The sequence below is a fragment of the Peribacillus sp. P4_D6 genome, from assembly GCF_056401795.1.
The window spans coordinates 1-6001 of the sequence record NZ_JBFUIQ010000176.1 but is presented as its reverse complement, the minus strand read 5'-3'; the positions used below and the strand labels follow the sequence as shown (position 1 = coordinate 6001).

The 6001-nt window shown below is 38.9% G+C and carries 8 protein-coding genes; 2 read left to right on the top strand and 6 right to left on the bottom strand.

The window, feature by feature from the left end; translation table 11 throughout:
- The 3 genes from AC1DVB_RS24605 to AC1DVB_RS24595 form a co-directional block, all read right to left on the bottom strand.
- Positions 1 to 611: S1-like domain-containing RNA-binding protein (locus AC1DVB_RS24605; protein WP_477591387.1), on the bottom strand; the 611-nt coding region annotated here is incomplete at its 3' end.
- Between the two features lie 31 nt (positions 612 to 642).
- The gene (locus AC1DVB_RS24600) at positions 643 to 1230 is read right to left on the bottom strand and encodes a response regulator transcription factor (protein ID WP_477591385.1); all 588 of its coding nucleotides are present in this window, start codon (positions 1228 to 1230) and stop codon (positions 643 to 645) included.
- On the bottom strand, positions 1205 to 1516 hold the full coding sequence (locus AC1DVB_RS24595; RefSeq protein WP_477591383.1) for a hypothetical protein: 312 nt from the start codon (positions 1514 to 1516) through the stop codon (positions 1205 to 1207). The genes AC1DVB_RS24600 and AC1DVB_RS24595 overlap by 26 nt, the downstream gene beginning before the upstream one ends.
- A gap of 297 nt (positions 1517 to 1813) precedes the next feature.
- On the opposite strand from AC1DVB_RS24595, the gene AC1DVB_RS24590 reads away from it, so the two are divergent.
- The gene (locus tag AC1DVB_RS24590; protein WP_057277419.1) at positions 1814 to 3004 is read left to right on the top strand and encodes an alanyl-tRNA editing protein; all 1191 of its coding nucleotides are present in this window, start codon (positions 1814 to 1816) and stop codon (positions 3002 to 3004) included.
- 93 nt (positions 3005 to 3097) lie between these two features.
- Here AC1DVB_RS24590 and AC1DVB_RS24585 read toward each other — a convergent pair whose 3' ends face one another.
- Together AC1DVB_RS24585 and AC1DVB_RS24580 are read right to left on the bottom strand one after the other, a co-directional pair.
- Positions 3098 to 3511, bottom strand: a complete 414-nt coding sequence (locus AC1DVB_RS24585; RefSeq protein ID WP_052137265.1) for a hypothetical protein — start codon at positions 3509 to 3511, stop codon at positions 3098 to 3100.
- A gap of 78 nt (positions 3512 to 3589) precedes the next feature.
- On the bottom strand, positions 3590 to 3781 hold the full coding sequence (locus tag AC1DVB_RS24580) for a hypothetical protein (RefSeq protein ID WP_034307314.1): 192 nt from the start codon (positions 3779 to 3781) through the stop codon (positions 3590 to 3592).
- Positions 3782 to 3922: 141 nt separating this feature from the next.
- Between AC1DVB_RS24580 and AC1DVB_RS24575 the strand changes: the two genes are divergently transcribed.
- Positions 3923 to 4444, top strand: coding sequence for a GNAT family N-acetyltransferase (locus tag AC1DVB_RS24575; protein ID WP_063576011.1), 522 nt, complete (start codon positions 3923 to 3925; stop codon positions 4442 to 4444).
- Between the two features lie 40 nt (positions 4445 to 4484).
- Here AC1DVB_RS24575 and AC1DVB_RS24570 read toward each other — a convergent pair.
- A partial coding sequence (locus tag AC1DVB_RS24570) for a HelD family protein (RefSeq protein ID WP_477591380.1) occupies positions 4485 to 6001 on the bottom strand: 1517 nt, incomplete at its 5' end.

Here is a 6001-nt window from a genome sequence, read left to right as displayed (position 1 = left end):
ATGACACGCCCTTCAACTAATTCACCAAGACGGGGCTCCTCCTTGCGTTCACTTTCGTGAATGAAACAGCGGTACCCTTCTTCTGAAATAAAGAATGATCCAACCATAAGCAAACGATAGACATTTCCCTTAATACTGGTGTTACGAATCCCTTTTAATGGAGCTGTTACTGCAATCTCCTGAATGACATCTTCGGTTGCAAGTTTACCAAACAGGCGATCATGACGATCTGTCTTCAGGGATACATATAGACGATCACCAACCTCAGGCCATAATCGATCTATATTCGGAAGGTCGTCCAGGGATACAAGAATATCTTTCGAAAGACCGATGTCAACAAAAACACCAAGTTTCCTTTTCACATTGACAACTTCCGCCCAGCCATACTGATCAATCTGAATTTCGGGTATCTTCATTGTCGCTGTTAGCCTTGCTTGTTTGTCATGGTAGATGAACACAGTTACTTCATCGCCAATCTCAAGTTCCGTTCCTTCATTCATTTCATTATGATGAAGTAAGACATCTTCTGAACCATCCGTTAAAAACCATCCGAAATCAGCCTTACGTTCCACTTCTAACTCTACAGCCATGCCGGCCTGAATTTTTTGCATGAATAAAAATCCTCCTGTAACTTACCTTTACCTACAATTGTACCCAATTATTTATTTTTCCAACATATTTGAATTTATCATTTTTTTGATGTTCTGTATACCTATTACGGTTTTTTATTTTGTAACCCTTGTTTTCTCCATGAAATGCCTGCGGGATTAGTATCTGCCCTTGTTTACCGTTACTTAACAAGGTATACATGATCACTTTGGATAATTGGCTCGGTTTATAAGGTTTAACTAAATAATCCTTAGCTCCCAAGGAAATCCCCTTCTCCCTTTCGTCAAGTGGAGTCGAAACAAAAACGGAAATCTCATTCAAATCAGAGGATCCTTTTAATTCCCTCAGGATCGCCCAGCCGCCCATCTCCCCCTCTTCAAGAAGGATATCCAGTACAATGGCGTCCGGAGGTGAGGTTTTCAGCTTTTGAAAAGCCTTTCTACCACTTTTGAAATAGCTGACATGGAAACCACTGTCCATCAATTCATATTTTAGCAGTTCCGCTAAGTTCATATCATCTTCAATGACCATAATTTCATGGCTCAGTATTCTGGACTGTCCTTCATTGTTAAGCCCCACTTCTTTTAGAGTAACTCTAGGTAAAACCAAGGACGCTTGCAAGCGGTGTCCTTAATTCATCATATGTATGTTCAATGAGCTCAAAAAGGAAATTCCTAAGTTCCGTCCGATTCCAGACCCGCTCACTGTCTTCATCAAGTCCATCAAATAGCTTTTCGGTGATGGCCATAAATCCGCATAATTGCAGCGTTCCAGCCGACCCTTTGACTGAATGCAGAAATCGGAATATCTCTTGAGCCGGAATGGTCTGCCCTACATCCAGCTCCAGCCAATCAGAAAGTTTATTTTTTATATTCCCAAATAAGCTGTTTTTGTATTTTTTCCACATTTACAAGATTCACTTCATATCACTTAACCCTCCCAACCCAAATGTCCCTATGATTATCCTTTAACTACATAAATCTGTTTAATACATGTTTAATAGGTCTAAAGTATATACTTTCAGGAATATTTTACATCAAAAGGGCAGTCTATAAATAGTTATTGCCATCTTGCACAATTTATTTAGAATTTGTATTAAAGTTTTGCTTTTATCCCTGACTAATCTTCTAAAACCCGCGATTTTAAACTCTAGTATTTCGGTGATATAATTTAATGATCAACTGAAAGGAAAAAGAAATCATTCATGACAAAAAAATTATATTACACGTCCACCAAGACCTCCCAATGGGATACCGAAATTCGGGAGACCATTGTAGAAAATGGCTTTTACTATATCACTCTTGAAGAAACCGCTTTTTATCCCGAAGGCGGCGGTCAGCCAGCAGATACTGGTAAAATAGAAGGAATCACCGTTCTTGACGTTATAAAAGACAATGATGGAAAGATTCTTCATAAGATGGAGAGACGGCCAGATTCAGAGATCGTCCACTGTGAACTTGATTGGCCCCGCCGCTTCGATCATATGCAACAGCATAGCGGCCAGCATCTACTCTCTGCTGTCTGCAGGGAACTGTTTGACTCTAATACGGTTAGCTTTCACCTTGGTAAGGAATATTTAACGATCGATATAATGGCAGGATTTCAATGGACTGAGGTACATACGGTTGCTGCTGAAAAGCTAGTTAATCAATATATCATCGAGAATCGCGAATTACTTACCTATAACGTGACAAACGAGCAACTACAGACACTTCCTGTCGTCAAAATGCCTAAAGTGTCTGAAAATATCCGTATTGTTGAGATAGAAGGAATTGAATATAACCCTTGCGGTGGAACTCATGTAGAGCGTACCGGTGAGATTGGGTTAATAAAAATTTTCAAAGCGGAGAAGCAGAAAGAGCTTACCCGTCTCTACTTTAAGTGTGGCTTCAGGGCATTGAATGATTATTCCGAAAGTCTAGGAATTCTTTCTGCATTATCGACTAAATTCAATACCGGACGTACAGAGATCCTGAATAGGGTGGAGAAACTCGAAAATGACTATAAGCAGCTGCTATCGGCAAATGAAAACTTAAAACTTGAAAATGTAAATTTTCTTGCTGACTCCCTGCTTGCAGAAAATGGAGGGGGATTCATTTCTCATATTTTCGAAGATAGCTCAATGAAAGAACTGCTTTACCTTGCAGGTACGATTGTAAAAAAAGAAAAGGTTACTGTATTATTAGCATCACGTAAGGAGCAAAAGGTCATCCTCTCGCACAGCGGGGACAGTCCCTTTAATTGCGGACAATATTTCAAAGCGGAACTGGGCTCCTATAATGGAAAAGGCGGAGGGAACGGAGGTACTGCACAAGCAGGCTTTGCATCACAAAATGACTTAATTGCATTTTATCAATACTCAGTTGAAAAATTAGGTCAAAATCCTCGTGCATAAAACCGATCCGTAATGGATGGCATACGTGATGATCATGTAAATCATTACTTCTCAAAATCAGAAAAGAGAGGACAGATTACGTCCTCTCTCTTTTTATTCTTCTATTTTCAATTTCCCTAACCCGTGTTCTTCAATATGAAGATGATATTTTTCCTCGAGCTCCATGATACGTTTAAACGCTTCCTCCTGATTGTATTCATGGTTTTCCGACTCCAAGGCGAACTCTTTCCTAGCCAAATGGTAGGCAAGCTTATCCCTGAACACTCCATCTTCATACTCATTTATGACTGTATGAAGTTGATCCTCCAATTCCCTGCTCAGATCATACATTTCGTAATCCTTTATAAACTGTACTCCTTCCATGCCGAAATCTTTCGCAAAGGAATTGATATACTGTTCCATTTCACTGAATTCTTTATTATCTTCAGTATCGGAAGCAACCCAATATCCGTACTGAACCATTTTGAATAATGTTTCATACTGTTTCTTGGTAAAATTGATTTTCATTGACGATACTCCTTTTCCGGTTTCCTTACAACAAAAAGAATAAACCGCAATGGAATAAAAGTCCAATGCGGTTCATTCTCAATCCAATATTTCGGTTACAGAAAAATATGCTGCTTTTTCCGTATCTACGACATAATGGCAATCGCCTTTAACTAAATTATAATAACGGTGCTTTTGAATATTTGAAATCATTTGAGTTGAATCATCGCCTTCAACCTCATGCTCTAGTTCTTTGCCGCCCGGAAAATAAAAACCAACTTTCAATTTCATCTTTCTCATCCTTCCCTTCATCTGGTTGATCACTCTTTTATTTCTTATCCTTTCTAAAGCAGTTATAAACATAAATAAAATGCTTATTCACTTTTTCCATGATATTCTAGGGGGAAATATGAAAATCTGAAGGTGTTTTTTATGAAGATAAGGAAAGCCATAGAAGAAGATGTAGATGGAATAGCAATTGTACATATAAACAGCTGGAAAACAACTTATAAAGGAATCCTTCCGGATCAATATTTGTCTTCCATGAATCTGGAAGCCAAAAAGAAAAACTGGCTAAGGAATTTAAAAATGCTGCATAATGCTACCTTTGTTGCGGAAAACGCCAATGGGGAAATCATCGGTTTCGCTGCCGGGGGACCAGAACAAACGAATGATCCGCATTTTCAAGGTGAAGTATATGCCATTTATTTTTTAAAAGAATATCAACAACAGGGACTTGGACGAAAAATGATAAAAGCGGTCATACATGAGCTTATGAAAATGGAACATAAGAATTTAATAATCTGGGCATTAAAGGATAACCCATCATGCGGTTTTTACAAAGCACTTGGAGGTCAAGTGATAGCTGAAAAAACCGTTAAAATGGCAGGCGTCGAGCTTATCGAAGTCGGTTTCGGATGGGAAGATATTCAGGATATCCTTTTGCATCTATGAGCATTTCACGAGGAGGTGGTGGCATTCCACCCTCCCCCTTTCATGTCTCAATAAGGAAAGCATTTTTCTCTTTACCTAAAAAATATAGTCTGTGCAATGGCCTTGTCATTGTTACGTAAAGCAATTTGATATCAAGTTCGTTTTCGTGGCAATACGCTTCTTCGAGGGATATTGCAAATACGACATCGAATTCGAGACCTTTGGCTTGATAGGAAGGAACAATCAATGTTTTATCTTTAGGGATGTTTCCCGCTTCATCTATTAAATGAAAGCCTTGATGGAATTCACTTAGTTTCTCATTTGCCAGCTTGCAATCTTTCATCGTTTTGGCAATAACGGCAAACGTTTTAAAACCTTCTCCTTTAAGGGTTGCGATCAGCTCGATCAGTTCTTCTTCCCAACCTTCCTTTTCAATGTAAATGAATTCTGGATCCTTGCCATGCCGGACCACGGGTTCAACTTCCGGGAAATCGTATGTTAACAACTGAAGTATTTCATTAGCTTGTTTCATAATTTCAACAGTTGTTCTGTAGCTTTTTTGTAATTCAGTATACGTCGCCCGAGGGAAAATACGACTGTGAACCTCTTCCCATGTTTGAAGTCCGCGGTATGAATGGATGCCTTGTGCAAGGTCGCCTACAAGTGTGAACATATCGGTATCCACTGCCGTCTTTAGGGCCTGTAACTGCATGAAGCTATAATCCTGTGCCTCATCAATGACAACATTTTTTGCTTTGTTTTCTTTATCGACACCGAAAAGCCGCTCCTGAAGATATAATAGTGCTCCTAAGTCCTCTATCTCATAACTATTAGCAGAAAATAATTTATGATTGTACTCACATAAAACCCTGGCATCTTCAACAGTAAGCTTACCGTTGCTGTATGAGGCGAGACGCTCTGGATCTTGGTATAATTCCTGATAGTACTCCAGGAGATCTTTACTTTTGAATTGCTTAAAATACGCTTTTACAGAAGAACGGATCGCCTTTTGGATCTGTCCTATCCTTTCCTCTTTTTTATCGAGGCATTTTGTAACAAATTCCTTGCGTATGACTGGATCGATATTCTTATAGAGCGCCTTCTCGATTTTGGCATCATAAAGATCAACAACACGTTCAAGCATTGTTTTCTTTTTTAATTTCACTTCATTTTGTAAAATGGCCTTCAGTTTGTCCAGCCTGCTGTATAACGGTAAATACCAATAATCCTCTTCCAATAATCTAATGAACTTCTTAGCGGAATAGAGGCGATATTTATCACAATAAAAATCAGCATCCGGATGAAACCCACTGAAAATATCCTTTATATATTCGTCCAATATATATTTAAAGGCAGGGGATCCTTTCAGACCTGATATCCAGACGGCTGAATTAATTTCTTCATCATCTTTTTCCARCAATCGCGTTAATTTATCATCCGCTATAAGCTTCACTTGCTTTCCTATCGCTGCCTGAACATATTCGGAAAACGTGAATTGTTTTACCTTTTCGACACCCAATTCAGGTAAAGCTTCAGATATGTAATCAATGAATACCCGGYTCGGRGCAAGAATCATTA